This is a genomic window from Shewanella sp. QJM3NY_23 (assembly GCF_056173105.1).
The window spans coordinates 3,861,394-3,886,140 of record NZ_CM149657.1 but is presented as its reverse complement, the minus strand read 5'-3'; the positions used below and the strand labels follow the sequence as shown (position 1 = coordinate 3,886,140).

Genomic DNA, 24,747 nt, shown 5'->3' with positions numbered 1-24,747 from the left:
GTTGAAGAATTAGGTACGGTGAACTGGCAGGTCATTGGCCAATGAAATGCTGTGTTTTAAGCCAGTTTAAGTATTCAGGCACGGCCTGCTCAACGGTCTTAAATGCGTCGGTGTAGCCCGCCGCCCGCAGTTGAGTCAAATCGGCTTGGGTATAACTCTGATAGGCGCCTTTTAACTTATCGGGGAAGGGGATGTACTCAATTTGGCCTTTAGCGTGATAGTCGATAACGGCGTTGGCGACATCATTAAAGCTCTGGGCTTGGCCGGTACCGCAGTTGTATACACCTGAAATACTGGGGTTTTGCCATAACCACAAGTTAACTTTGACGACATCTTCAACATAGACGAAATCACGTAATTGCTCACCATTGTCGTAACCATCGATGCCTTCGAACAGGCGGCAAATACCGTTAGCATTAATCTGATTATTAAAATGAAAAGCCACGCTGGCCATGCCACCCTTGTGTTGCTCGCGAGGTCCGTAAACGTTGAAGTAACGTAGGCCAGCGACTTGGGTATTAAAGTTTTGTCTTCTCACATATTGGTCGAATAAAAACTTAGAATAGGCATAAACGTTAAGTGGTTTTTCTAACTCACGCTGCTCGATAAACTTGTCACTGCCGCCATAAACCGATGCCGATGAGGCATAAATAAACTGGCAGTTATTTTGGGTACTAAAGTGCATTAACAGCTTAGAATACTCATAATTATTGGTCATCATAAACTTGCCATCCCACTCTGTGGTAGAAGAGCACGCACCTTGATGAAAAATAACTTCGAGTTGGTTGTCGAACATGCCACTGGTTATTTTGGCAAGAAAATCATCTTTATCGAGATAATCGGCAATTTCACAATCGGCCAGATTGAACATTTTTGTGCCATCGGTTAGATCGTCCACCGCGATAATATCGCTGCGGCCCATGTCGTTGAGGGCCTTGACTAAGTTACTACCAATAAATCCTGCTGCACCTGTCACTACTATCATATTATTCTTCCAAATTTTTTAGCAAATCTAAGGATAAGCGCAATGATGAAGCTCGATTGCTTATTGCTGATCCGCGTAATGAGTATCTAAAAAAGCCGCGATTTCGTTGGCGGCGGCATCAAAATCTATCAGCGCCATATTACGGCCAGTTCGCTTGCCTACCGGTGGGGTAAACGCTAAACGTTTGTGGCTTTGAGTTAACGTTTGCCAACGTATCTTGGGTGCTGAGCGTCTACCCGCATAAAAACCCACAGTGGGTACGTCATGTAAGCCGGCTAGATGCAAGGGACCGGTTGAGCCTGCGATAAACATATCCGCCGCGACGATGGACTCAGCAAAGTCGGCCAAGCTGGGCAGTGGCTTAGCCATCACCACTTTAATGTCATCCTGACGTAAGTTGTCATAAATGCTTTGCGCCAGCACCTCTTCGTCACCACTAAAGGTGAGAACAAACTTGCAATCTCGCTGAGTCTGCTGATTTACCTTACGTAGCAGGGCGGCAAAATCTGCTGGCGCTAAAGCGCCAGAAGAGCCTCCAGTGCCAGCATGAGCAAAAATTAATAACTCATTACCTTGTTGACCATAATATTGCTGCCATTTCTGTCTGTGTTGACTCATGTCCCAATATTGCTTGGGCAGTGCAGGGATAGGGCAGCCGTGATGACGTAAAAAGTGTTCTACAAGCATGCAGCTGCCACGCCAGCAGGGCTCATCTTTACGGTAGGTGACATTGGCTCTATGACGATAGAGATACTGAAACCAAGCGTGCTTAGGAGCCAGCTTGTAAGGCACATCTAAATGGCGGATCAGCTTATAGGTGCGCAACTCTGATAATGAAACCAAAATCGCATCATATTGGCGCTCGGCAAATTGTTGGCTTATGGCGGCGTCGTCGCCATTATCGACGATGACATGGTCAATATAAGGGCACGCTTGGGCAAAGGTTTTGACTGCAGGCGAGACAAACACTTCAATACTGGCTTGGGGTAATGCCGTTTTAAGCAGATACAAAGACGGCCAAGTGAGGACAAAGTCCCCAATCTTGTCGTGTTTTATCAGCAATACTCTTTTTATCATATAAAAATCAACCAACTACAGTTTATTACGTCAAGCGAAGCCCAGTCTTGTTCGTGATTATCACTCTCGAACCGCCTGCGACAGGATAAAATTTGCAGCAGTATAACAATTATAACGGCTTTGATCTGCGTTTTAAGCACTAGATATGCAGGCGTGATCTAAGTTTATTCAGGGAAATTGATTAAGTTAGCTTAATCTGTTTGGTATTGATGTCGGGATTTTAAGCTAGTGATTGCAGTGGTAACCATGAACGCGTGAGGTCTCAATTTGCTGGAGATACAGCTCAAAAAGATTGGTTCATTCTAGCGGATAAAATCGTTACACTATGCGCCATTACGGTGTGAGCTAAAGTGAGTTCATTATGCACACGAAAGCGATTTACCCTGGAACATTTGACCCTATCACTAATGGCCATGCCGATCTCATAGAGCGGGCCGCCAAGCTATTTAAGCATGTAGTTATCGGTATTGCCGCTAATCCTTCTAAGCAGCCGCGCTTTACTTTGGCCGAACGTGTCGAGCTAGTGAAGTTAGTGACCGCTCATTTGGATAATGTCGAAGTGGTTGGTTTTAGTGGGCTATTAGTTGATTTTGCCAAAGCGCAGCGGGCCAGTGTCTTGGTGCGTGGCTTGCGAGCCGTGTCCGATTTTGAATATGAATTTCAGCTAGCCAATATGAATCGACGTCTCAGTGCCGATTTAGAAAGTGTGTTTTTAACCCCCGCCGAAGAGAATTCATTCATCTCATCGACATTAGTAAAAGAGGTGGCATTGCATGGTGGCGATGTCAGTCAGTTTGTTCACCCCGCAGTGAGCAAAGCGCTTGAAAAAAAGGATTAAACCGTTCGTTATGATCATCGATAAACTCAAAGCTTATTTCGCCGCCGCAGCGGTGGCTAGCAGCCTGCTATTGGCCTCAGTCGTACACAGTGCGCCTTGGGTGGATGTGTCGGATATTTACCTACGTGCCGATATTCAGGCGCTGGCCGATGCGGGGGTGATAACGGTACCTGTTAATACTTATCCGCTTATGTGGTCAGGGATTGGCGTCGATTTGAATAACATTGAGCCGTCTAAGTTAAGCCCAGCCTTGGCGGACGCATTTGCGCGGGTTAATTTTTATTACAATAACGCAGTAGGTAACCGGGGTAACACCAGCATCAAAGCGGTGGCAGCCTCTGATGCCGCAAGGTTCCAACACTTTGGCTCTGATTATCGTGAAGAAGCTGAGTTACAGGCGAGCCATGAATATATGGGCGAGCGTTTTGCCTTTAAGCTTGCCGCAACCGCCACTCTTGATCCACTCGATGAAGAGGAGTTTCGTCTCGATGGTAGTTATGTTGCCATGGCGCTTGGCAACTGGATGATCACTGCAGGCGCGATAGAGCAGTGGTGGGGACCTGGGTTTGACTCGGCGCTACACAAGTCAAACAATGCTCGTCCCGTTCCTTCGGTGATGATCAGCCGTAATAACGCTGCGGCATTTGCAACGCCTTGGCTCTCTTGGATAGGGCCATGGACCTTGACCACTGGCATTAGTGAGCTCGAAGAGGAGCGTGCGGTTGCTAACCCCTTGTTATGGAATATGCGAGGTAGCATCAGGCCGCTGCGCCAACTCGAGATGGGCCTGTCGTGAACCACTATGTTTTGTGGTGATGGGCAAGAGTGTGGTTTGTCTACCTTGTGGGATGCAATTGCCGGTAATACCACCTGTGTCAATGGTGAGCCAAGTTGCGATCCTGCGCTGCAAAGCAAAATCGGCAACCAAATGGCGGGTTTCGATATTCGTTATGCCGATACTTGGTTTGATATTCCTGTGGGCATCTATTTAGAGCGTACCTGTGAAGATTCTAGCGGCCCGATGCCGTGGGACTTAGCCGATTGCGCCAAGCTACTGGGGGTCGATAGCCGCCTCGATTTTGACCATCAGCAATATAAGCTGTTTTTTGAATATTCAGATACCATGGTCGCCTGCGGTGAAAATCAAAATGCGTTTAACTGTTTTTATGAACACAGTACTTACCAAAGTGGCTCTCGTTACTATGGCCGTTCATTAGGCAGTACCTATGATAGCGATGCCAAGGTTTATGTACTCGGGTTGATTGGTCAATTTGCCAATAGTCATGGTTTAACGTCGGTAGTACGTTACGCCCAGCTTAACAATGACGGTGTTAACCGTGGTGGTGAGTGGGCGCCGCAGCCGCCCAAAGAAGATCTACTCATGCTTGAATTAAGCTATCGTCTACCCCTTTGGCAAGGCATGATGAGTGTGGGGGGGACGGTATCACAGTCGAAGTTTGATACCGCCGACAACGACACCAATGCGACTTTGTTTGGCACCTATGAGTATCGTTTTTAATCTAGGTTGCTGGTGGTAATAAAAAGGCTGACAGTGTGTCAGCCTTTTTTGTGTTTCGTCCTTAACGGCGCTGGCACAGACCACAAAAGACCGTGGCTCTTTGGCCTAACTTAATCTCGCTTAACAGGTTACCGCATTGGGTACAGGTATCACCGCCGCGACCATACACATGCAATTTTTGGGCGAAATAACCGGGTTTACCCTCGGCATTGGTAAAATCTTTTAGTGTGGTGCCGCCCTGTTTAATGGCATTGGCGAGGATCTGTTTTACCTCAGCTACCAGCAGTGTCAGGCGTTCATTATCGATTCGCCCTGCTTCGGTTTGCGGATGAATACCGGCGGCAAATAGGGCTTCATTGGCATAAATATTACCGACCCCCACCACGATATGATTATCCATTAGGCACAGTTTTATCGCCTTTTTCTTACCCGCCAAGGCTTGCGCTAAATAATCGACATTAAATTCGCTTTGTAGCGGCTCGGGGCCAAGTTTAGACAATAAAGGGTGCGCAGCTTCAGGCAGCTCACACCATAGCCAAGCGCCGAAACGCCTTGGGTCGTTAAAACGTAATATTTTGCCGCTGGCCATGACTAAGTCGATATGATCATGTTTTTCAACCTTGGTCGAGCGAGAGACGATCCTTAAGCTGCCAGACATGCCTAAGTGGACAATCGTGGTGCCTGCGTCGGTGTCGATTAGCAGGTATTTGGCGCGGCGACGGATATGGCGTATGGTCTGCCCCACAATTTGCTGGGCAATATCAGGCACGGGCCAACGCAGCGACGGGTTACGTACAATGAGTGCGGTAACCTGCTGGTCGATAAGGTGCGGCGTAATGCCTTGGCGAGTCACTTCCACTTCGGGTAATTCAGGCATGGTATTCTCTATTTTGGGCTAGCGTTAATGATGGGCACCAGTGCGCCACGTAAACTGGGAGGAATTTGATACCAATTGCCTGCGGGCGATTTCAGCAGGCCCTCCTCGGGATAGATGACCCACACCTGCGGCGTAGCAATATTGGTAATTTGAATCACCAGTTCATGGGGTGTCGATTCTGGCGGGATCAGTTTGTTGATAGGTGAGACTAAAATCGAGCTCCAGGCATCGGCCCATTGACTGCAATTGAGGATCTGCGGCGTACATTGCCATGAAAATCCACCTTGGCTCAACCACACATCATCATATTGCAATTGATGTAACGGCGCGGCTTTATCAAATAGCGGCTGAGCGTCATCGGGGAGCGAAGGGGTCTCACGATCTAAAAAGGTGAGAATTGCCACCATAGCCACCGAGGCGAAGATAATGATGTTATTCCACTTTTTACGAGATAATGCCATCGTTGCTTTAACTCAATTGTTATCGATACAGATAATGAGTTTATCATCGAAAAAGCACTAGGGCATTATCTTAAGCGGGTCATTAGCCGCCGGTGGTATTCATAAAACGCAGGATTTGCGTATCATCCTCGCCGCCAAAATGGTGCTCTTTAGGTTTGAGCTTAATGGCGGCGATAATCGCCTGCTTTAGCCGGCTTATATCTCCAGGGTATTGACGTACAATCGCCTTAAGGTCGACCGAGTTTTCATTGCCTAAACACAGCAGTAAACGTCCCTCAACCGTCACCCTGACGCGGTTACACTCATGGCAAAAGTTATTGCTGTGCGGTGAGATAAAGCCCACATGGATAGCACTGCCTGCCATGGTGTAATAGCGCGCCGGCCCGCCGGTACGTTTGTTAGACAGCATCAGCGGGTAACGCTGCTCTATGATGGCTTTCACCTCGTCACTGCTGCAATGACGGCTCTGTTTACGTTCGTCGATAATGCCCAAAGGCATCTCTTCGATAAAGGCAATATCCAGTTCGCGCGCGCGGCAAAACTCGATTAAGTCGAGCACCTCATCATCATTTTGGCCCCGCAGGATCACCGCGTTGACCTTGATCCGCTTAAAGCCTGCCGCCTTAGCCGCATCGATGCCCGCGATCACCCGATCCAGTTTTCCCTTGCGCGTCAGCTCAGTAAAACGTTCAGGTTTAAGGGTGTCGAGGCTGATATTGAGCCTATTTAAGCCAGATTGATGCATCTTGTCGGCAAATTTAGTCAGCCTTGAGCCATTGGTGGTCATCGACAGCTCTTGCAGCCCGGGTAACTTACCCAGCAGGCTCACTAATTGATCGCAATCGCTTCTCACTAAAGGCTCTCCGCCCGTGAGGCGAATTTTTTTGACCCCAAGTTCGGTAAAGGCTTGGCCAACCCAGGCCAGCTCTTCGAGGCTAAGCACCTGCTCTCTATCGAGAAAGCAGGGATCTTCGCTCATGCAGTAGACGCAGCGAAAATCACACCTGTCCGTGACCGAAAGGCGTAAATACTCGACGGTGCGGCCAAAGGTATCAACAATCAAACTCATACAAGATCACCTACAACGGCCAGTGGTGCGCTGGATACCCACTGGCCCGGCTAAAATAATGACCGCTTATAACAGGTCGGCAAAAGGCTGAATATACACAGTGTCGCCAGGGGCGAGTTGTTCATCCTGCTCGCCGATGACGATAAGGCAGTTGCCCTTGACCATAGAGCTGAGCATCCCAGAGCCTTGAGCCCCCGTGCTGCTAACATGCAGCTTGCCATCGACGCCTAAGTGATACACGCCGCGGCTAAATTCGGTGCGTCCGATACGGCTGCGTAGCTGGCAATCGGCGATGGCGGGTAGCAGTGTGGGAGCCCAAGCTGACTCGCCAGCTAACTTGCGCAGTGCAGGTTGGACAAACTGCATGAAAGAGACCATCACGGCCACCGGATTGCCGGGTAACCCAAAGAATAGGCAGTCGCCAATTTGACCAAAGGCCAGTGGGCGACCTGGGCGCATATTGATACGCCAAAAGTTAATTTGACCTACTTTGGCTAAGGCGAGTTTAATAAAGTCTGCATCTCCGACCGACACGCCGCCAGAGCTGATCACGGCATCGGCTTGTTGCGCCGCGCCTTGCAGCGCTTCCACCAAGGCCGCTTCTGAATCGTGAATGATCCCGAGGTCTATCACCTCACAGCCTAACTGTTTGAGCATAGATTTAATGGTGAAGCGGTTAGCGTCGTAAATGCAGTTGGGCTTTAATGGTTCACCCGGCTGGCAGACCTCGTCACCGGTAGAAAAAACCGCCACTCGTGGTTTGCGGTGCACTGCCAGCTGGCCAAAACCTAATGACGCTAGCATGCCTTGATGGGCCGCTTGTAGGCGGTGCCCAGCGGCCAGAGCCGTGCGACCCTTGGCGATATCTTCACCGGCTTGACGTACGTGTTGCCCTAAGGTGATATTACCGCTAAAGCTTACCTTATCACCTTGATCATCGGCCAACTCTTTCATCTGTACAGTGTCAGCGCCCTCTGGTACTGGTGCGCCAGTCATAATACGCACCGCTTCACCGTCATTTAAGCGGCCTTGATAACTGTGTCCCGCCATTACATCGGCAACAATCTGGTATTGGCTCAACATAGGGTCGCTATATTTAAAAGCGTAACCGTCCATTGCCGAGTTGGTCTGCTGCGGCACATCGACGGGCGAAATCGCATCTTCGGCCAATACCCGATTGCTGCAATCATCGAGGGCTACAGACTCGACTTGCGTCACGGGCTTAACGAAAGAGAGGATATTATCCACGCCTTGTCTGACAGATAGGCTGTTGCTGCTGTCCATTTCGCAGCCACACTCAGGCGCGGCTTGTAGCGGCACCTGGGTGGTTGATGGTGTCCAGTTTTTTGCATATTGGATAACAAAATTGGCGATCTGTGCGACGTTATTAATATCCAGTCGCTGCAGATCTGATGGCAGCTGGGTGTCATCGCAACAGGCGATCGCTTGAATATTAGTGTCGTGAGTATGGATAAAGGGTTTGCCGTGAGCGGCGCGGTGCAGTTCGATTTTCGGTAAGGCCAATTTTTTAAAGCCTTCGACCAAGACGATATCTATTTTGTCCTGTTCAATCTGCTTAAGCAGGTGCGGTAACTCTGGCGCATCGGCCACCAAGTCTTCAGTCATCAATGCCCAGCGTACATGGGAAGCAACCAGCATCTGGCGTGCACCGGCTTTACGCATCTCGTAACTGTCTTTACCGGGAATGTCGACGTCAAAATCGTGATGAGCATGCTTAATCACCGCTAGGCGGATCCCACGACGATTAAGTTCTGGGATCAGTTTTTTCAGCAAGGTGGTTTTGCCTGTACCGCTATAAGCACAAAATCCGAGAACGGGCACCGACAGGGGATTATTAAACGCTATGCTCATGTAGACCTCTAAATTGATTGGGCTATTGCCTCAGAAAGCTGTTGTTTTTGTTCTGGCGTGTTGACGTTGACAAAGGCATTGGGCTGGTCAGAAAAATCGCAAACCGCACAGTTATGTTGAGCGTACCAGACATCAATTTTACGCTCGCCAGCATCTAAAAATGCCTTCATCGAACTGCGTAGCTCAGGCTTGATCAGTAACACCACGGGTTGTTCACGTTTGCCGTCACTGGCCACGGCCATGTCGGCCTGCTGAGCGTCAATAGCCGCTAGCATTCTTGCCGCTAAATCCTGGGGTAACAAAGGGCAATCGCAAGGCACCACTAATAGATAATCGGCCAAGGTATGGCCTAGTGCGGTGATCATGCCTGCCAAGGGGCCAAGATAGCCAGAGTCTTCATCGCTTAATACTTTGAAACCAAATTCAGCATACCGATTTTGGTTACGATTTGCGTTGATCAGGATCTCCTTAACTTGAGGTTTTATCCTGTCAATGGCGTGCTTGATCATAGGTTGGCCATTGAGTTCGACCAAACCTTTATCGTTACCGCCCATACGTCTTGCCATGCCGCCGGCAAGGATCACCGCATCAATTTGCTGTGACATAGTGTAATTCCTGCTTATGTTGGTTGAGTCCCACAATGGGCGATGCTGCTGCATCGGTAGCAATAATCTGTTGCTGTTCTATTTGCCAACTTTGTTCACACAGGCTGGTGAGTGAACAGCTTTGATGACTACTGATAAGCATACCTGTTCCCTGTGTTTTTAGGTCACTTATCATGGTCAATACTAATTGCTGTGACAGTTTGTCCATGTTAGAGGTGGGTTCATCTAACATCAATAATTTCGGCCGCATGACCCAAGCGCGTGCAATCGCCAAGCGCTGACGCTCGCCACCAGATAGGCTTGCAGCTTGCTGTTGCATGAGGGGGCCTAATTGTGCCATTTCGACGGCGGTGCGTGTTCGCTGCTGTATCTCTTGAGTCGAGAGCTCGCAAAAGGGTTGCACATAATTAAGGTTATAGGCAACGTTGCCATCGAACAGGTAAGGGTGCTGGTGTAAATACACGGCTTTGCCTAGCAAAGGGTTGCGGCGCCACCAAGGCGATGATGGAAATCCGTGGGCCTGTAGGTTGCCACTGGTCGGGGCTTGTAAGCCGGCAAACAGCTTCATTAAGGTGGTTTTACCCGAACCGTTATCACCTTGCAGGTGTACGGTTTGCTGCTGGGTAATGCTGAGGTTATCGAAACGATATAGCAGGCGACTACCAAAACGCATTTCGATATTACTGGCCGTTACTTTAACCATAACTAGTGGCTCCTCGGCTCGGCTTTGCCTCTTAACGTGCCCAAGGTAAAGTTGAGTATTAAAGAGAGGATGAGTAATACCAGCCCCAAGGCAATGGCTTGGGCAAAATCGCCTTTACTGGTTTCCAGCGCGATAGCGGTGGGGATATTACGTGTGACACCAGCAATGTTACCGCCCACCATCATAGAACAACCCACTTCGGTCAAAATACGGCTAAAGGCAGCGACAATGGCCATCAATAACGGCACTTTCAATTCTCGGCAAATTTGCCACACAGAGCGTAGCCACGAGGCGCCTAAGGTGCGAGAGGTTTCCCATGCGCGTTTATCGACGCTGGTAAAAGCGGCTTGGCTCATGGCGATTAATACCGGAGCACAAATCATCATCTGTCCAAGGATCATCCCGGGTTGGGTAAACAGCCACCTCAAATCGCCCAGCGGCCCCATGCGAGTCAGTAATAAGTAAACCAATAAGCCAATAACCACGGTGGGGATAGATTGAATAGTTTGAATTAAATTGGTAGCAAACCAGCGGCCGGGGAAGGGGATAAATGCCAATAGGAAGCCTAAGATCAGTGACGGCAGCAGGGTAAACGCCAGCGCTGCAAAAGAGACTGAAAAAGAGACACTGACAATGGCCCATACATCAGGGTCCAATGAAAACAGCAGGCTTAACGCCTGCTGTATAAGGGCTAACCAGCCTTCACTCATTCGCTATATGTTGCCTTAAATAGTTGCTCACCATTGACGGTGTAGCTGTTAATCATATTTTGTGCATCCTTGCTGATTAACCAATCACTTAACGCCTTAGCTCCCTGATGGTTTAGATCGGGATATTTGGCAGGGTTAATCAGTACAATTTGATATGGATTGGCTAATGCTGCGCCGCCATCGTAATCAATTGCTAGGTCAAGCTTGGCCTTATAAGCGACGTAAGTGCCGCGGTCAGATAAGGTGTAGGCCTGAAGTTCATTCGCCATTAGTAGGGTTTTGCCCATGCCTTGGCCAACTGAACGATAACCGTCGAAGTTAGGCTCAACGTTTGCCGCCTTCCACACGATAAGCTCTTTCATGTTGGTGCCAGAGTTATCACCACGCGACACGAAGGTTGCACCAGATTCGGCTATTTTAGCAAAGGCTTCTGCTGCTGTCTTACTGCTGCGGATCTTTGCTGGGTCATTTTTAGGGCCCAAGATCACAAAATCGTTTTCCATTATGCCACGAGGCATAACGCCATAGCCTTCTTCTACAAATTTAGCCTCGGCTGCTGGCGCGTGAGTCATTACGACATCGACATCACCTTGGCGTGCCAGTTTTAATGCTTTGCCGGTACCCGTAGCGATAACCTGTACTTTATAACCTGATTCAGCTTCAAATTTTGGCAGCAAGTTTTTCAGTAGGCCCGAGTTTTCGGTGCTGGTGGTGGTCGCCAGTTTAATCACTTCTTGTGCTTGTAGTGGTGATACGGTTAAGGCGCTAGCGATAACCGCCAGACTGAAAATGGATTTTAGGTTTAACATTGGTACTCCTTGGCATAGTGATAAGATGCGATTTGCCGCTCTCGCATATATTTGTTTTACAAAACAGTGATTAGTCAGCAAAAAAGGTGCCAATGCGGAATTTAAATAAAACATGTCTCAAGTCAGTTATAAAGTGTGAGACAGATCGCAAGGTCAATAAAATTTCAGCAGACATAATGTCCCAAAGTCATAGAACTCTGGTTCAGGGTGACCAATTCCCTGAGCTTTGATGCTAGAATCTGTTTAATGTGTGTCAAAATGTCCAAAAGAAGACAATATGAGCCAGCCAAATAAAGAGATGAAACCGTTACCGTCTGCCGTATCTGTGTTAATCGTTGACGATGAACCCGGAATGCGCAGTTTTTTAAAAAAAGCTCTGTCGAAGAAATTCGCCTTAGTAGAGACGGCTGGCAGTGTTGAAGATGCCGAACAGCTCCGCAGTCGCTGTCACTTTGATCTGTTAATTGTCGATATCCGTCTGCCGGGACGTTCAGGGATCGAATGGGATGAAGCCCTAAACGATAATGAGCGCCGCTCTGACATTATCTTTATGACAGGCTACGCCGATATGGATGTGGCGATAAAAGCACTGCGCGCCGGTGCCTCCGATTTTATTATGAAGCCGTTTCATCTAGAGCAGATGATGAAGGCGGTAGACCGCTGTATCGAGCGTCGCTTGCTTAAGCGTGAAAACCTGATGCTACGCCGCGAAGTCTCTATCGGTCAATCCTCAACCATTATTGGCAGCAGCGATGCCATGATGGAGGTGAAGCACGTGATTGAGCGGGTTGCACCGACCAATGCGGTGATCTTAATCGAAGGCGAATCGGGTACAGGCAAAGAGCTGGTGGCCAGACAGCTGCATCTCTTAAGTGGTCGTCAAGGGCCATTTGTGCCCGTTAACTGTGGCGCCATTGCCCCAGAACTACTTGAGAGCGAGCTATTTGGCCATGCTGCAGGTTCATTTACCGGGGCTAAAGGCAACCGTGAAGGGCTATTTAGTTTTGCTTCAGGCGGCACCATCTTCTTAGATGAAATAGGTGAGATGCCGCTAAAAATGCAGACCGCGTTATTGCGGGTGCTTGAGCAGCGCACTATCCGTCCGGTGGGCAGTGAAAAAGAGATCAAGATTGATGTGCGAGTGCTCGCGGCGACCAACCGTAAACTCGCCGACGAGGTTGAGGCGGGCAATTTTAGGCGCGATCTGTTTTATCGACTCAATGTGCTCGATATCGTCATTCCCCCATTACGCACGCGCCCAGAAGATGTGGTCGAGCTGACCCACCACTTTACTCGTCAACTGGCCGCCGAGCTTGGGGTTAAAGAGGTGGTGTGGAGCCATGAGGATATGTTGAAATTACAACAACATGAGTGGCCAGGAAATATACGCGAGCTGCGTAACATGATTGAGCGGTGTATTTTGCTGGGCAAGCCACCGGCAGAATATTGGAAGCAGCAACCTAAGTCAGAAATGTTAAACGAAGCCGGTTATCCGCTGAACTGGAGCCTAAAAGAAGTAGAAAAACATCACGTTACTGCTGTGGTGGATCTGCATCAAGGCAACAAATCGGCCGCCGCTCGCGATTTAGGCGTCTCAAGAAAAACTTTAGACCGTAAATATAAAGAGTGGTTTGAGCCAGATCAGGGTGAGGCGGAGAGCTAACGTGGCGTTTTTTCCTCGACTGTTTGGTGTTAACTGGCAACAACTGCAGGCCAAAGTACGCTACCGAATTTTAGTGTTAACCTTGCTGCCGATTTTATTGACCCTAGTTAGTCTGGTGTTTATTACCATTTATTGGAACATTAGCTACACGGGTAAGCAGCTGTTTATGAAGGTTAAAGCCGACCTAACCGTGGCGCGTAATACCTTGGTTGCGGTGCAGGCTAAACAAGAAGATCAGCTTAAACAGGTGATGGTGTCGTGGGAGTTTCAAAACGTCTTTCGTCAACTCGAACCTAAATCTCCCATAGTGGCTGATGAGATTAGCGTCTTGTTGGGGCAACAAAAGGCAGAGCTGCATCTCGACTTCTTGCGGCTTATCAGCGTTGCAGAGGCCGCGGCCGATCCTGACTTGCGGATGATGTTACCCAAAACCAATAATGCTGAAGCCGTTTCTGGACTGATGGTGCTTCCGCCACAGCGCTTAGCGCGCTTGGGCGAACAACTTGAAGCGGCAGCGGTGATCCCGCTTGTTGATACGCCACGCTCACAAAAGCCCAGTAAGGTGGTGGAAAAGCGCGGTATGCTCAGTCGCAGTCTGTTGCCCATTGTTGGTAGCGATGGCACCGTTGGCTGGTATCTTGATGGCGGCATTTTGCTGAACCGAGATATGCGCATTGTCGACCATATTCGCGATTTGGTGTACGACAAAGGTACGCTGCCAGAGCGATCTATCGGTACCGTGACGATTTTTTTAGATAACACTCGCATCAGCACCAATGTACCATTGCATTTTTCGCCGCAAAACAGCGAGAAACAGGGGCGCGCGTTAGGTAGCTTAGTGTCTGAAGAGGTGCGCCAAAAAGTCTTGGTTAATGGCCAGCTTTGGGTCGATAGGGCCTTTGTCTATAACGACTGGTTTATCTCGGCTTATGCGCCGTTGACCGATATTCGTGGCAAACGTATCGGTATGATCTACACCGGATTTTCAGAGTCGCCCTTTATTCATAATTACCTGCTTAATATTATCGAGCTCGGCACCATCTTAATGTTGGTATTACTGGTGTCTGGTTTGCTGGTATACCGCGGCGCCTATAGCTTATTACTGCCGATAGAGCGGATCCATCACGTGGTCAAAGCGGTACAGTCTGGGCGTAATTTACGTATCGGTTCACTCGGGCTGGAGCAAGATAATGAGCTGTCGAATTTGGCAGAGCAATTTGATCGCATGCTCGATTTACTACAGCGGCGTAATAACCAAATTCAAGCGGCGGCCGAACAGTTAGAAGTTAAAGTCGAAGAGCGCACCCGCAGCCTGCAAGAAAAAACCGAAGAGCTACAGCGTAACGTGGCCCTGCTAAACGAAACGCGCCAACAATTGGTAACCAATGAGAAGTTAACCGCGCTCGGTGAGCTGACTGCCGGTATTGCCCATGAGATTAATAATCCGACAGCGGTGATCTTAGGCAATATGGAGCTGCTTAAGTATGAGCTGGGCGATCAGGCGGCTGACGTTGAAGAAGAGATTGGGATAGTTATCCAACAGGTTGGGCGTATCAGCACCATTATTCGTAGCCTGTTGCAGTACAGTCGCCCCGGTGAATTTAACGCGCCGCTGGAGATGCATCAGCTGACGCCCATTATCGAAGAGATGCTGATTTTGGTGCGTCACTCGGTGCAGCAGCAGGAGGTGGTGTTGATCCAAGAGCTTAACGCCAGCTATCCCATTGAGGTTAATCGGCCTCAGTTGTTGCAGGTGTTGATCAACATGGTTGTTAACGCCGCCCATGCGATGGACGGTCGTGGACGGATCAAGATCCGCACCTACGACTGGTTGCAACGGGGTGAGCCTATAGGGGTTAAAATAGAGATTGAAGATGAGGGTAAAGGGATCCCTGAAGAGCAGCTCGGACGCATTTTTGATCCCTTCTATACCACACGTAAAGATGGCACCGGCTTAGGGCTGTCGCTCAGTTACGGTATTATTAAACGGATCGGTGGCACCATCGAGGTCAGTTCAATCTTAGGTAAGGGGACCATCTTTACCATTGGCTTGTACCACAAGGCTAAAGATGATCAATTAAACCCTCCTTATGGCGGGTTACATTTCTCCAGCAATATGAATAATAAAAATAGATCTTAAACTCCATCGATACCCAAAATGGCCGCTTTTGGGCTGCCGTTTTTATGACTAAGGATAAAGGCCGATAAGGTTTAGTGCTTAAATGAGGTATTGAGGGCGCTTAATTGCAGGCAAAAAAAAGCCGGAATAAGAATATTCCGGCCAAAAAGTACGTGAGCAATGTTAAGCATATAACTCAATCATTAAGCAGAGATGAAGTGCTAATTAAACTGAGTTTTGGAACGCACGTAAATGATAGTCATTATCATTTGGGTTGACAAGTTATTTACGTGTAAATAACAGCTCTATTGCGTTTAATTTAATAACTTGTTTAAAAACAATTTATTATTATCAACTTGATCCTTGTCTGCTTGCAGGCCAACCACTTTATAACCTTGCTTAATCAGCATCTGCAGCATGCTAGTAAACTGGTTATAAGTGTTAACTGCGATGAGATCAAATCCTTGTGCTTTTGCCCAAGCCTCTTGATCGGCCAGTAAGGTTTTGGCCAATCCAAGTTGTCTAAATTCGGGCAGTATGGCACCCAACCAGCTATAAAATTGGCCTGTCTGTTCGCTGTAACCTATTTTAAAGCCCGCCAACTCACCCTCTACACTCACTAGTTGAAGCAACATAGGTTTATTGGTTAAGCGAGTGCGATAATCTTCAATGGTATAACGACCATCAAATTCAGGTACTTGGCGCGCTAGGGTGATTAGGGTTTGCAATAAGTCATCGGTTAGCTCGCTATGACGGGCAATCGTCGTGGTGTACATCTTAAGATCTCCAGACAACAATGCCACCAAAGCGGCACTTGGAATTGATTCAAAAAGTGCCGCGATAATAGCCCAAAACAACTGGTCAGGCCAGTTTGTTGTGTGGTTTTGAGGCCAAAATTCGATCTTGCAGTACCTTAAGCAATACGCCGTAGGCTGGCAGGAACAGGCCTAAACTGACAATCAATTTAAAGCCGTAATCTACGGTCGCAATTTCCGGCCAGTGGGTAGCCATGAAAGTATCGCTAGAGGCGTAAAAAGCTACACTAAAAAACACTAAAGTATCAATAAGATTGCCTACAACGGTCGATGCCGCTGGTGCCATCCACCATGATTTTGCGCTTCTGAGTTTGGCAAATACGGTAATATCCATAAGCTGTCCCACCAAATAAGCGGCAAAGCTGGCAAAGGCGATACGAAAGACAAAGCTATTGAATTCGGCTAACGACTGCGCTCCTTGAAAGCTACCTTGATGAAACAATACCCCAATAAAATAAGAGATAGCTAATGCCGGTAACATGGCTTTAAGGATAATTTGACGTGCATGCTGCTGACCGAAAATCCGCACGGTTAAATCTGTGGCGAGATACACAAACGGAAAGCTAAACGCACCCCAAGTGGTGTGAAAGCCAAACAGTTGAAAAGGAAGTTGAACTAAGTAGTTACTGGCTGAAATGATCAGAATATGAAAACTGACTAACAGTAATAGAGCACGCTGCAATTGCGCGCGAGATAACATTAACATCTTGTGGCCTTTTTAGTGGTTAATGCGGGGTGAGGGAACCCGCTATGGTAAAAGTTATCCATTGTGTATCGCCTTAAGCTTATCGCTTATGACGACACCTTGCTCACGTACCCTACTTAAGTACCCTTAAGTTATGAGCGTGACCAGTTGCAATGGAGTCTATCGATTTGGGCGGCAAATTATAGTGAATTAGCCTCAATGAGCAAGCACAATTGACGTTTTTATCTGCATTAGGCCAGATAATCTGCGTCCATTGGAGGGTTAATCTGTCTATTTTGCTAGGCAAAAACCAGCATTAAGTGCGCTTTACGTCTGCGATTTTTACACTTCGGTGAGTATCGAAAGTATCGTCGCCAATTTATTTTCTAGTTCGTCCCATTCGGCGTCAGCTTCGGAGCCTGCCACAATCCCAGCTCCAGCAAAAAGGTTGATTCTGCCCGGTTCAATCAGTGCGCTGCGAATGGCCACGGCAAATTCACTTTCATATTTGTTGAAGTAACCACAAGCGCCAGCATACCAACCGCGGGTATATCCCTCGCGTTGGCGAATAAAATTAATTGCCGACTCTCTGGGTAAACCGCCTACCGCTGGGGTGGGGTGTAGGGCTAATAAAATCTGAAAATCGTTTACCCCAGGTTTGAGTTCGGCTCTGATAGCGCGGTGCAGATGTTGAATATGGCTAAGTTTAAATATCTTAGCGAGTTCATCGGCGCCGACATAGTTACTCAGTGGCGTGAGTGCATCGACAATATGTTGGCGTACCAGTTGGTTTTCATGGCTGTTTTTACAGTCATCGATTAGCGCTTTGGCAAGCTGTGCATCTTCCTCTTCATTAAGGCCACGGGTGGTGGTGCCCGCTAATGCTTCGGTAAACAACTCGCGTTGACAGCGGCGGTATAAGCGTTCGGGCGTGCAAGAGATATAGGCACTGTCTGGGCTAAACTGGAAGCCAAATTGAAAACTGTTTTGATTGCGCCCCTGCCAACTGGCGAGCAGCATCCAGGGATCGACTTTTTCGTTCACTTCCAGTTGAGTAAGTCGTGATAGCACCACTTTGGGGGTGTCTTGAATAAATTTATCTTGGGTGACCTGATTAACCAGTTCACGCCAGCGTTGTTGATTAGGGCGATCGCTGCGACTGAGCAGGTGAATTTTATTGGGCGCCGATAAGGGTGCTGGCGGTGATAATTGCTGCAGTGCATCGAGCGCAAATCGCCGCTCGCTTTCGATGTCATTGATCTCAATATTGAGATTAATTAATAACTTGTACTCATTACCGCTGCGGCGTAATTCGATACGAGGCAAGATAAAATGTGCCCGGCCATATTCTGGCCAGCAATCAGTGTTGCGGTCGAACGCCACGCCGCCGTAGTAGCGGATCTCTGGATTGCTCGACAGTGCGCGTTGCTGTTGATACGCAGCGCACAGCTGACTGTCATCGACAGCATCTTCAAATATAAAATCTTTGCACGACCCGACGGCAGCGACCTCTTCTTGGGTGTCACGCCCACGCCAATACACCTTGGGGTAACAAGACTGGCTTGCTAACCATGCGATAGAGGGTAAGGGAGCCACAGGCACAGATAGCTGGATAATCGGCTCACCGTACTGATGGATCTCAAGTTGCTCAAGTGTGCTAGTTAAGGATGCTATAGCTTGGGATAGCGAGAAAACGCTCAATAAATACTCCAGCTTTATCGATAAGTATCTTTGTTTGATGGCCACAGTAGCGCCAAATATGCAATGCAGAAACTTATTGTGTATTGCTAATAAGAATCTTTCCCACAACCTAATGCGCCGGTAAAAGACTGTCAAGTTACAGGGGGTTAAGCTGTGAACTTGTCCAAATAATGCTTATTTTTATTCGACTTAACTTAATGCATAAAAAGTGAGTACTTTTGTCTTAATCCAGTTTAATGTTGGACAAAATGTCCTTTAACGAATTGCTAAAGTACAGACAAAGTACTAATTAGTCGATCTAGGTTGGTTTTTGTTTTTTGCAGGCTTGAGGCTATAGACGTTAGATTGAACAATAGCACTATTAGCTTACTGAGAGTGTTAATTAAAAATGTATAAAAATCAAAAAATAATCAAATTGTCATTGGTCGCTCTTGCTGTGGGCAGTAGCCCTATGGTGTTGGCTGATAATGCCAATAGAACCCCTATTTTAGATGTGTCAGAAGTGATTGTAGTGACGGGCGAAAAGCCAACGGCGCAGCAACAGAGCACGACCACATGGCGTATTACTGCCGATGAAATCCAAGCATTAGGCGTACAGAGTCTCGATCAAGTGCTTAAAAATGCCCCGGGTGTGTTTGTACGTGTGGGTGGGCAAGGCACTCCTCGTGTCGATATTCGTGGTTTTAAAGCGCGTCATGTCATTTATCTTATCAATGGGGTACCCGCTAATGGCGCCGAAGATGGTCAATTTGATCCCAGCGTGATCCCCGCGAGTCAAATCGCCTCTGTGACGGTATCAGTAGGTCCAACGTCTGTGCTGTATGGCCCTGGTGGGGCGGGCGGCGTGATCAACATTCGCACTAAAGAGGGCGATAACGCTCCTTTGCTGTCGGGGCACCTTGAAGGTGCTGACAATGATACTTTTGCCGGTGACGTGACCATGGCGGGTTCAGGAGCGCAGTGGCAAGGGTTACTCTCGTTATCGAGACAGCAAACCGATGGTTGGCCTGTGTCTGGCGATCAACCTGATACCGAGTTGCAACACGGTGATACGCGTTTAAACTCAGATAAAACGGTCAATAACCTGTTCGCTCAAGGCACCTATTGGTTATCGGATCGTACCGAGCTGATGGCGAACGTTAACTTGAGTGATGGTGACTGGGGTAAGCCTGCGGTTGATGGCACTACGAGTCGTAACCCTAAATTTGAGCGAGTCGATGATTACCAGGCGCATACCGTTCAATTGGGCATGGCACATCAATTTAATGATAGATATACCCTACGTGGCTTTGCCTATCAAAACCAATCTGACGTGTTAGAAAATCGTTATGTCGATGACAGCTATCAATTAATCGAACAACGCTTAGATGGCCGCTCAATTGTGAGTGGCGCTAACGTGCAATTAATCGCCGATTTTAATGATGGCCAGCTATTGACGGGCTCCGTGTTAGCCGAGCGCCAAAGTTGGGAGTCGAGCAGCGAAAGCTTCGACACTAGCAGCTCAGGTGCGGGTGGCGGTAGCGGCTCAGGCACGGGCGGCGGTAGTGGCTCAGGTACGGGCGGCGGTAGTGGCTCAGGTACGGGCGGCGGTAATGGCTCAGGTACAGGCGGCGGCTCAGGGGAAACCTTTGACGATGCTTCATGGATGTACACCGCGGCGCTCGAGTATCAGTATCAGCAAAATAATATTGGCGCAACAGTAGGTGCGGCATTGCATCAACAAGATCGCGTGCAAGATGATGAAACCGATTATTCGGCGCAAGTTGCAGGTTATTGGCAGGTATTAGATGCGACACGGGTGAACTTGGGGGTTGCGCGTAAAGTACGTTTCCCATCGATGCGTAATCTGTATTCCTTATCTTCGGGTAATGAGGCGTTGCAAGCGGAAACCTCTGAGCATATCGAGCTGAGTCTCGATCAAGGTTTGGGTTATAACACCGACTTGAATATTGCCGGATTTTACACCGATGCCGACAACTATATTGCCAAAGATAAGGATGGCGTATACCAAAACATGGGACGCTACCAGTTCACCGGCGTCGATGTGTCACTGCGTAACCAAAGCATCGATAAGCTAGCCGTAACCTTTACCTATAGCTTCCTCGACAGCGAAGATAAAGACGCTGCACCTGGGCTAGAAACCTTAGAGTATCGTCCGCGCCATCAATTAAGGCTACAAGCCGATTACGAGCTGCCTTTCGCTATGCGTATCAATATGAATATTGAGCACATTATGGGGCAGGTGTTTCAACAGCAGCAAAAGGTCGCGGGGCAGAACGTCTTAGTCGAACAAGATTTAGCTGACTATACCTTGGTGGATCTCAACTTAATTCAACCTATTATGGGGGATAACTTATCTGTGTATCTGCGTGCCAGCAATTTGCTTGACGAACACTACTACCAGAGTGAGGCGTTACCTCAAGCGGGTAGACAGGTGTTCTTGGGCATCAACTGGCAGATATAGACTAAGTGCTCTGATGCAGTTACTTCAATTGCGACAAATCAGTTTTCATTATCAAACAGCGGCTAAGCCGCTGTTTGACGATCTTGATTTTACTATCAATGCAGGTGATTGCCAGATGATCCACGGTCATACCGGCTCAGGTAAGTCGACCCTGTTAAAACTGATCTTAGGCGTTATGGAGCGCCCCTTTGCGGGCGAACGTCATTGCGCGCCGCAGCTGTGCTTAGGTGTCGTGATGCAAGATCCTAACGTGCAATTGCTGCGGCAAACCTTAGGCGCCGAGGTGGCATTTGCATTGGAAAACTTAGGGGTGGCCGCCACAGATATGCACGCCAGAGTGAGCCAAGCCCTGCGTAAAGTCGGGCTGTTTATTAGCTTAGAAACCCCCATAGAGACCCTGTCGTTAGGGCAAAGATACCGTTTAATGATTGCAGCGCAGTTAGTACTGCAACCCGATATATTGCTGCTCGATGAGCCGTGGGCACAGCTTGATAATCAAGGGGTACAGGAGCTCACAGCCTTACTAGCGCAGCTGCAACAGGCCGGTATGGCAATCGTGATTGTTGAGCATCATAAGCGTGCCTTTTCGAGTTGCGTGACCCACAGGTGGCTACTTGATGCCGGGCAATTGCATGCTTATCAGGAGGATGATGCCGAGCTTGATCCTGCGCTGCTTGGTATTACTGGAGGGCGGGCGAAGCCTAATACGTCTGCGATGCAGGCTCCAGTTATCCATGCCGCGCCTTTTAAGGTGGGTTTTAGTGGCCAGCCGTTATTGTTTCAAAGTGACGCTCTGCATTTGTACCCTGGTGAAATCGTGGCCTTAACGGGTGACAATGGTACAGGCAAAAGCACCTTACTTAAATGTTTAGCCGGTATTCAGGCCGATGTGGGTAATCTCGGTATTTCAGTTTTAAATCAACGTCCTAAGTTAGGTGTGTATGGGCATCAATTGGCGCTATTACATCAACGCCCAAGTCGGCAGTTATTTGAGTCAAGCGTCATCGAAGAGATGCAATTTAGTTTAAAACGTTATGGGTTGCCGCTCGAACGTGCGCCGCAAATGCTCGCCAGATTAGGCTTGTCGGCGCTGGCTTCCCAATCGCCTCACCAACTCTCTTATGGGCAGCAGCATTTAGTGGCGCTTGCGTCGTTGGCTTGTTTGCAGCCACAAATTTTGCTGTTGGACGATCCCTTTGCAGGGCTCGATAGCGGTTTTTTCTGTCAGGTGGCCAAGTTAATTTTAACTCTGAGTGAGCAGGGCTGTGCCATTGTGTTGGCTAGCCATCGACCGCTGGATTTATTGCCTATCGATCAGGTGTGGCACATTAGCGATAAGCGCATGCAATGTTTCGCGGGTGATGGACTGACTCAGCATGAGGCCTATTCTCGTGTGGGTTAAGCAGGGGAAGGCGCGGCGTCATTTGGTGTCGGCAGACAGCCACACGGCACAGCACTTTATCGTTAAAAACCCTAAGTTGTGCGCCTTGTGTATCTTGTTAAGCCTGTGTCTTTCGAGCTGTGCTTTTTTTGTACCCAATCAATACCTACCCTTTATCGCACTGTTTAATGGCGTGCTGTTACTCCAAGGGCGTTATTTGGGAGGCGGTGTTAAAGGATTATGCTTACTGTTTACGACTCAGCTGGCGATCACCTGTGCGCTTTATTTGTTGCTGCATGGTGGCGAGCGGATAGATGAGGCAATGCTGGCGGTGATACGCATATTACTGGCGATTATTCCCGGCTGGTGGTTATCTATTACTTGCGCTCCCCAACGTATTGGCGAGGTGTTGAGTTGGTGTATGCCGCATAAATGGGCCTTCGTGATGGCAGCCTGTTTCAGTCTACTGCCACGAATTGGCTTGGAGGCGAAAGATACTTATCAGATGCAGGTGATGCGTGGTGCGAACATTACGCCCAAAGCCTTGTGTCGACCAAAACATTGGGGCGAGTTGATTTATTGCGTGCTCTACCCGTTATTAATTCAACTGCTAAAGCTGTCTAAACAGATGGCCTTAGCCGCTAAATTGCGTCGCTTTGGTGTCCACCATAAGCGAACCCACTGGCCCGATTAATGAGATTAAATTACATGCACAATAAAGGTTTCACGCTGCACGATGCCCTTTTTATCGGTTTTTGCGCCACGCTCTTGGTGGCCTTGAAAGGGATGCTGCGACTCAAGTTAGGCTTGACCGGACACTCGATGTTTTTGATGACTTTCTTTTACCTGATCTGTTATGGCGCCGTTGGTAAAAAAGGGGCGATCACTGTGTGTGGCGTCTTGGCAGGTTTAATGGCGATGATGTTGAGCGTCGGCAAAGGGGGGCCATTTATCGTGCTTAAATTTGCCTTGCCCGCCGCCGCCATGGATCTGTGCTTACTGGTATTGCCGACTGTGCTGGCACTCAGGTGGCGCTGCATTATCTTAGCCTTAGTGGGTACAGTAGCATGGGCCAGTAAGGGAACGATTGAGGATATTTTAGTGGGACTGAGCTTTGAGGTGGTGTTATTACAGCTGGGTAAAAGTTTAGTGTTTGGTGGTTTTTTTGCTGTACTGGCGGCGTTATTGGTGCCGCCAGTATTGCAACGTTTGAGAAGTCATGATCTGTTAGACCGTGAGGAGCTGTAAGTATGAAACGTCAACAGGGGTTAACGTCTTGGTTGGTCTGTATCGATGATACCGATGATATTGGCACTAAAGGTACGGGTGAGATCGCCGAAGAAATTGCCTTCAAATTATCGGCAGGACAGCCTAGCCGCTGCGCGTTTGTGACTCGCCATCAGTTATTTGTGCATCCAGATATTCCCTACACCTCACACAATAGCGCCATGTGTTTTCAAGTGCGCACGCCTCTGTGTCAGGCTCAGATCCTAGAGATAGCCGTTAAACACTTACAGCAAGAATGTGCACCGGCGTCAGATCCTGGTATCGCCTTGCTGGATCTTCAGGCAGCTTGTGATCATCAAGCCTTAATCGACTTTGGGCTGGCGGCTAAGAAGGTGGTGAAAACCAAGGCCGAGGCTTACGCGTTGGCGCATGCACAAGGTATTCATTTGAGTGAGCACGGTGGCACAGGCCAAGGCGTAATTGGTGCCATGGCAGGCTTAGGGCTGCGTTTGCAAGGTAATGATGGCCGGATCAAGGGGCAATTTAAGCTCGCGGGGCTGGAGGCTGGCATAGTGGAACTGTCGGTTGCCGAGGCCATTGAGCAAACTGGGGTCGATTGCGTGTTAACCGACAGTGGTGAGTCACTGTGTTTTAAAACGCCGTTGCAGCTGTCAGGTAAGGTGAAAGCAGTGTACCGCGATCATCAAGTTTGCCTGTTGGTGTATCAGCAAGAGGGTGTTTGGCGCAACGCCCTAAAACAACAACTGAAGCATTATTAATGGGGCCGCTATGACACAGTATTTTAGTCTACATCAGGGACGTTGGCAGTTAGCCGTTGAGGCTGACAATTATCAAGCGGCTCGTCATATTGCGGCTCAGTGCCAGCACTTTATCGCCGACGACGAAGATGAGCAGGTCGATGATCAGCTACGCTCTTGTGTCAATTGTGCTCGCCGCCGTTGGTTAGTGGACGCGATTGAATGTACCGTATTAACTGCGAGGTAAGGTGAGTTAACATTCTGTTTATGTTGGCATAATTTATTTCACCGCTGAGCCACCTAAAATACGCAAAAATGAGTGGTAGTTTTAGTGTGCTCAGCATAACATGGCGCCCTTAGAGCTTGATGTTGTGAATTGGCCCTGTTGGGCTGGATCCTGACTAGATTG

22 protein-coding genes and 2 pseudogenes are annotated in these 24,747 nt (G+C 48.5%); 11 read left to right on the top strand and 13 right to left on the bottom strand.

The features are described 5' to 3' along the window. Positions 1-31: 31 nt before the first annotated feature. On the bottom strand, positions 32-985 hold the full coding sequence (gene rfaD / locus AC0VXX_RS17125; RefSeq protein ID WP_475515254.1) for an ADP-glyceromanno-heptose 6-epimerase: 954 nt from the start codon (positions 983-985) through the stop codon (positions 32-34). 60 nt (positions 986-1,045) lie between these two features. Next, positions 1,046-2,062 (bottom strand): glycosyltransferase family 9 protein, encoded by a 1,017-nt coding sequence (locus tag AC0VXX_RS17120; RefSeq protein WP_475515253.1) that lies wholly within the window; start codon positions 2,060-2,062, stop codon positions 1,046-1,048. A gap of 361 nt (positions 2,063-2,423) precedes the next feature. On the opposite strand from AC0VXX_RS17120, the gene coaD reads away from it, so the two are divergent. Both coaD and AC0VXX_RS17110 read left to right on the top strand, forming a co-directional pair. Beyond that, positions 2,424-2,900, top strand: a complete 477-nt coding sequence (gene coaD, locus AC0VXX_RS17115) for a pantetheine-phosphate adenylyltransferase (RefSeq protein ID WP_475515252.1) — start codon at positions 2,424-2,426, stop codon at positions 2,898-2,900. Between the two features lie 10 nt (positions 2,901-2,910). Next, positions 2,911-4,419, top strand: a pseudogene (locus AC0VXX_RS17110) (capsule assembly Wzi family protein). Between the two features lie 61 nt (positions 4,420-4,480). Here the strand turns inward: AC0VXX_RS17110 and mutM are convergent. The 8 genes from mutM to AC0VXX_RS17070 form a co-directional block, all read right to left on the bottom strand. Then, on the bottom strand, positions 4,481-5,296 hold the full coding sequence (mutM, locus tag AC0VXX_RS17105; protein ID WP_110458386.1) for a bifunctional DNA-formamidopyrimidine glycosylase/DNA-(apurinic or apyrimidinic site) lyase: 816 nt from the start codon (positions 5,294-5,296) through the stop codon (positions 4,481-4,483). A gap of 8 nt (positions 5,297-5,304) precedes the next feature. After that, on the bottom strand, positions 5,305-5,757 hold the full coding sequence (locus AC0VXX_RS17100; protein ID WP_475515251.1) for a hypothetical protein: 453 nt from the start codon (positions 5,755-5,757) through the stop codon (positions 5,305-5,307). An 82-nt stretch (positions 5,758-5,839) separates the two neighbouring features. Further along, positions 5,840-6,826 (bottom strand): GTP 3',8-cyclase MoaA, encoded by a 987-nt coding sequence (gene moaA, locus AC0VXX_RS17095; protein ID WP_475515250.1) that lies wholly within the window; start codon positions 6,824-6,826, stop codon positions 5,840-5,842. Positions 6,827-6,892: 66 nt separating this feature from the next. Then, positions 6,893-8,698 carry a bifunctional molybdopterin-guanine dinucleotide biosynthesis adaptor protein MobB/molybdopterin molybdotransferase MoeA gene (locus AC0VXX_RS17090; protein WP_475515249.1) on the bottom strand — a complete coding sequence of 602 codons (1,806 nt, stop codon included), beginning with the start codon at positions 8,696-8,698 and terminating at the stop codon, positions 6,893-6,895. Between the two features lie 8 nt (positions 8,699-8,706). Continuing rightward, positions 8,707-9,303, bottom strand: coding sequence for a molybdenum cofactor guanylyltransferase MobA (gene mobA, locus AC0VXX_RS17085; protein ID WP_475515248.1), 597 nt, complete (start codon positions 9,301-9,303; stop codon positions 8,707-8,709). After that, positions 9,287-10,006 (bottom strand): ABC transporter ATP-binding protein, encoded by a 720-nt coding sequence (locus AC0VXX_RS17080; protein WP_475515247.1) that lies wholly within the window; start codon positions 10,004-10,006, stop codon positions 9,287-9,289. The genes mobA and AC0VXX_RS17080 overlap by 17 nt, the downstream gene beginning before the upstream one ends. A 2-nt stretch (positions 10,007-10,008) precedes the next feature. After that, positions 10,009-10,716 (bottom strand): ABC transporter permease, encoded by a 708-nt coding sequence (locus AC0VXX_RS17075; RefSeq protein ID WP_475515246.1) that lies wholly within the window; start codon positions 10,714-10,716, stop codon positions 10,009-10,011. Beyond that, positions 10,713-11,525 (bottom strand): ABC transporter substrate-binding protein, encoded by an 813-nt coding sequence (locus AC0VXX_RS17070; protein WP_475515245.1) that lies wholly within the window; start codon positions 11,523-11,525, stop codon positions 10,713-10,715. Before AC0VXX_RS17070 ends, AC0VXX_RS17075 begins: the two co-directional genes overlap by 4 nt. A gap of 277 nt (positions 11,526-11,802) precedes the next feature. On the opposite strand from AC0VXX_RS17070, the gene AC0VXX_RS17065 reads away from it, so the two are divergent. Together AC0VXX_RS17065 and AC0VXX_RS17060 are read left to right on the top strand one after the other, a co-directional pair. Next, entirely contained in the window at positions 11,803-13,188 is a 1,386-nt protein-coding gene (locus tag AC0VXX_RS17065; protein ID WP_475515244.1) for a sigma-54-dependent transcriptional regulator, read from the top strand. A gap of 1 nt (position 13,189) precedes the next feature. Then, positions 13,190-15,328, top strand: coding sequence for a sensor histidine kinase (locus tag AC0VXX_RS17060; RefSeq protein WP_475515243.1), 2,139 nt, complete (start codon positions 13,190-13,192; stop codon positions 15,326-15,328). Positions 15,329-15,621: 293 nt separating this feature from the next. Here the strand turns inward: AC0VXX_RS17060 and AC0VXX_RS17055 are convergent, their stop codons facing one another. From AC0VXX_RS17055 to AC0VXX_RS17045, 3 genes are all read right to left on the bottom strand, one after another. Then, positions 15,622-16,083 carry a GNAT family N-acetyltransferase gene (locus tag AC0VXX_RS17055; protein WP_475515242.1) on the bottom strand — a complete coding sequence of 154 codons (462 nt, stop codon included), beginning with the start codon at positions 16,081-16,083 and terminating at the stop codon, positions 15,622-15,624. Positions 16,084-16,168: 85 nt separating this feature from the next. Beyond that, entirely contained in the window at positions 16,169-16,828 is a 660-nt protein-coding gene (locus AC0VXX_RS17050; protein ID WP_475515241.1) for a 7-cyano-7-deazaguanine/7-aminomethyl-7-deazaguanine transporter, read from the bottom strand. 321 nt (positions 16,829-17,149) lie between these two features. After that, positions 17,150-18,508, bottom strand: a complete 1,359-nt coding sequence (locus tag AC0VXX_RS17045) for an isochorismate synthase (protein ID WP_475515240.1) — start codon at positions 18,506-18,508, stop codon at positions 17,150-17,152. 388 nt (positions 18,509-18,896) lie between these two features. Between AC0VXX_RS17045 and AC0VXX_RS17040 the strand changes: the two genes are divergently transcribed. The 7 genes and pseudogenes from AC0VXX_RS17040 (at position 18,897) to AC0VXX_RS17010 (ending at position 24,585) form a co-directional block, all read left to right on the top strand. Next, entirely contained in the window at positions 18,897-20,972 is a 2,076-nt protein-coding gene (locus AC0VXX_RS17040; RefSeq protein WP_475515239.1) for a TonB-dependent receptor, read from the top strand. A 13-nt stretch (positions 20,973-20,985) separates the two neighbouring features. Beyond that, a pseudogene (locus tag AC0VXX_RS17035) lies at positions 20,986-21,441 on the top strand (ABC transporter ATP-binding protein); the annotation flags it as partial. 78 nt (positions 21,442-21,519) lie between these two features. Then, complete coding sequence (locus tag AC0VXX_RS17030) at positions 21,520-22,374, top strand: ABC transporter ATP-binding protein (protein ID WP_475517064.1); 855 nt, start codon at positions 21,520-21,522, stop codon at positions 22,372-22,374. Next, entirely contained in the window at positions 22,349-23,047 is a 699-nt protein-coding gene (locus AC0VXX_RS17025) for an energy-coupling factor transporter transmembrane component T (RefSeq protein ID WP_475515238.1), read from the top strand. The genes AC0VXX_RS17030 and AC0VXX_RS17025 overlap by 26 nt, the downstream gene beginning before the upstream one ends. 14 nt (positions 23,048-23,061) lie before the next feature. Then, positions 23,062-23,601, top strand: a complete 540-nt coding sequence (locus AC0VXX_RS17020; RefSeq protein ID WP_475515237.1) for a core component of ECF transporter — start codon at positions 23,062-23,064, stop codon at positions 23,599-23,601. 2 nt (positions 23,602-23,603) lie between these two features. Beyond that, a complete protein-coding gene (locus AC0VXX_RS17015; protein ID WP_475515236.1) occupies positions 23,604-24,359 on the top strand; it encodes a DNA-binding protein in 756 nt (251 codons plus the stop codon). Positions 24,360-24,369: 10 nt separating this feature from the next. Then, positions 24,370-24,585 (top strand): hypothetical protein, encoded by a 216-nt coding sequence (locus tag AC0VXX_RS17010; RefSeq protein WP_475515235.1) that lies wholly within the window; start codon positions 24,370-24,372, stop codon positions 24,583-24,585. Positions 24,586-24,747 lie beyond the last annotated feature (162 nt).

What these genes read in the sequence shown, in the direction of transcription:
- rfaD (WP_475515254.1), bottom strand. Translation starts at nt 985, where the DNA reads ATGATAGTAGTGACAGGTGCAGCAGGATTTATTGGTAGTAACTTAGTC.
- AC0VXX_RS17120 (WP_475515253.1), bottom strand. Translation starts at nt 2,062, where the DNA reads ATGATAAAAAGAGTATTGCTGATAAAACACGACAAGATTGGGGACTTT.
- coaD (WP_475515252.1), top strand. Translation starts at nt 2,424, where the DNA reads ATGCACACGAAAGCGATTTACCCTGGAACATTTGACCCTATCACTAAT.
- mutM (WP_110458386.1), bottom strand. Translation starts at nt 5,296, where the DNA reads ATGCCTGAATTACCCGAAGTGGAAGTGACTCGCCAAGGCATTACGCCG.
- AC0VXX_RS17100 (WP_475515251.1), bottom strand. Translation starts at nt 5,757, where the DNA reads ATGGCATTATCTCGTAAAAAGTGGAATAACATCATTATCTTCGCCTCG.
- moaA (WP_475515250.1), bottom strand. Translation starts at nt 6,826, where the DNA reads ATGAGTTTGATTGTTGATACCTTTGGCCGCACCGTCGAGTATTTACGC.
- AC0VXX_RS17090 (WP_475515249.1), bottom strand. Translation starts at nt 8,698, where the DNA reads ATGAGCATAGCGTTTAATAATCCCCTGTCGGTGCCCGTTCTCGGATTT.
- mobA (WP_475515248.1), bottom strand. Translation starts at nt 9,303, where the DNA reads ATGTCACAGCAAATTGATGCGGTGATCCTTGCCGGCGGCATGGCAAGA.
- AC0VXX_RS17080 (WP_475515247.1), bottom strand. Translation starts at nt 10,006, where the DNA reads ATGGTTAAAGTAACGGCCAGTAATATCGAAATGCGTTTTGGTAGTCGC.
- AC0VXX_RS17075 (WP_475515246.1), bottom strand. Translation starts at nt 10,716, where the DNA reads ATGAGTGAAGGCTGGTTAGCCCTTATACAGCAGGCGTTAAGCCTGCTG.
- AC0VXX_RS17070 (WP_475515245.1), bottom strand. Translation starts at nt 11,525, where the DNA reads ATGTTAAACCTAAAATCCATTTTCAGTCTGGCGGTTATCGCTAGCGCC.
- AC0VXX_RS17065 (WP_475515244.1), top strand. Translation starts at nt 11,803, where the DNA reads ATGAGCCAGCCAAATAAAGAGATGAAACCGTTACCGTCTGCCGTATCT.
- AC0VXX_RS17055 (WP_475515242.1), bottom strand. Translation starts at nt 16,083, where the DNA reads ATGTACACCACGACGATTGCCCGTCATAGCGAGCTAACCGATGACTTA.
- AC0VXX_RS17050 (WP_475515241.1), bottom strand. Translation starts at nt 16,828, where the DNA reads ATGTTAATGTTATCTCGCGCGCAATTGCAGCGTGCTCTATTACTGTTA.
- AC0VXX_RS17040 (WP_475515239.1), top strand. Translation starts at nt 18,897, where the DNA reads ATGTATAAAAATCAAAAAATAATCAAATTGTCATTGGTCGCTCTTGCT.
- AC0VXX_RS17030 (WP_475517064.1), top strand. Translation starts at nt 21,520, where the DNA reads ATGGCAATCGTGATTGTTGAGCATCATAAGCGTGCCTTTTCGAGTTGC.
- AC0VXX_RS17025 (WP_475515238.1), top strand. Translation starts at nt 22,349, where the DNA reads ATGAGGCCTATTCTCGTGTGGGTTAAGCAGGGGAAGGCGCGGCGTCAT.
- AC0VXX_RS17020 (WP_475515237.1), top strand. Translation starts at nt 23,062, where the DNA reads ATGCACAATAAAGGTTTCACGCTGCACGATGCCCTTTTTATCGGTTTT.
- AC0VXX_RS17015 (WP_475515236.1), top strand. Translation starts at nt 23,604, where the DNA reads ATGAAACGTCAACAGGGGTTAACGTCTTGGTTGGTCTGTATCGATGAT.
- AC0VXX_RS17010 (WP_475515235.1), top strand. Translation starts at nt 24,370, where the DNA reads ATGACACAGTATTTTAGTCTACATCAGGGACGTTGGCAGTTAGCCGTT.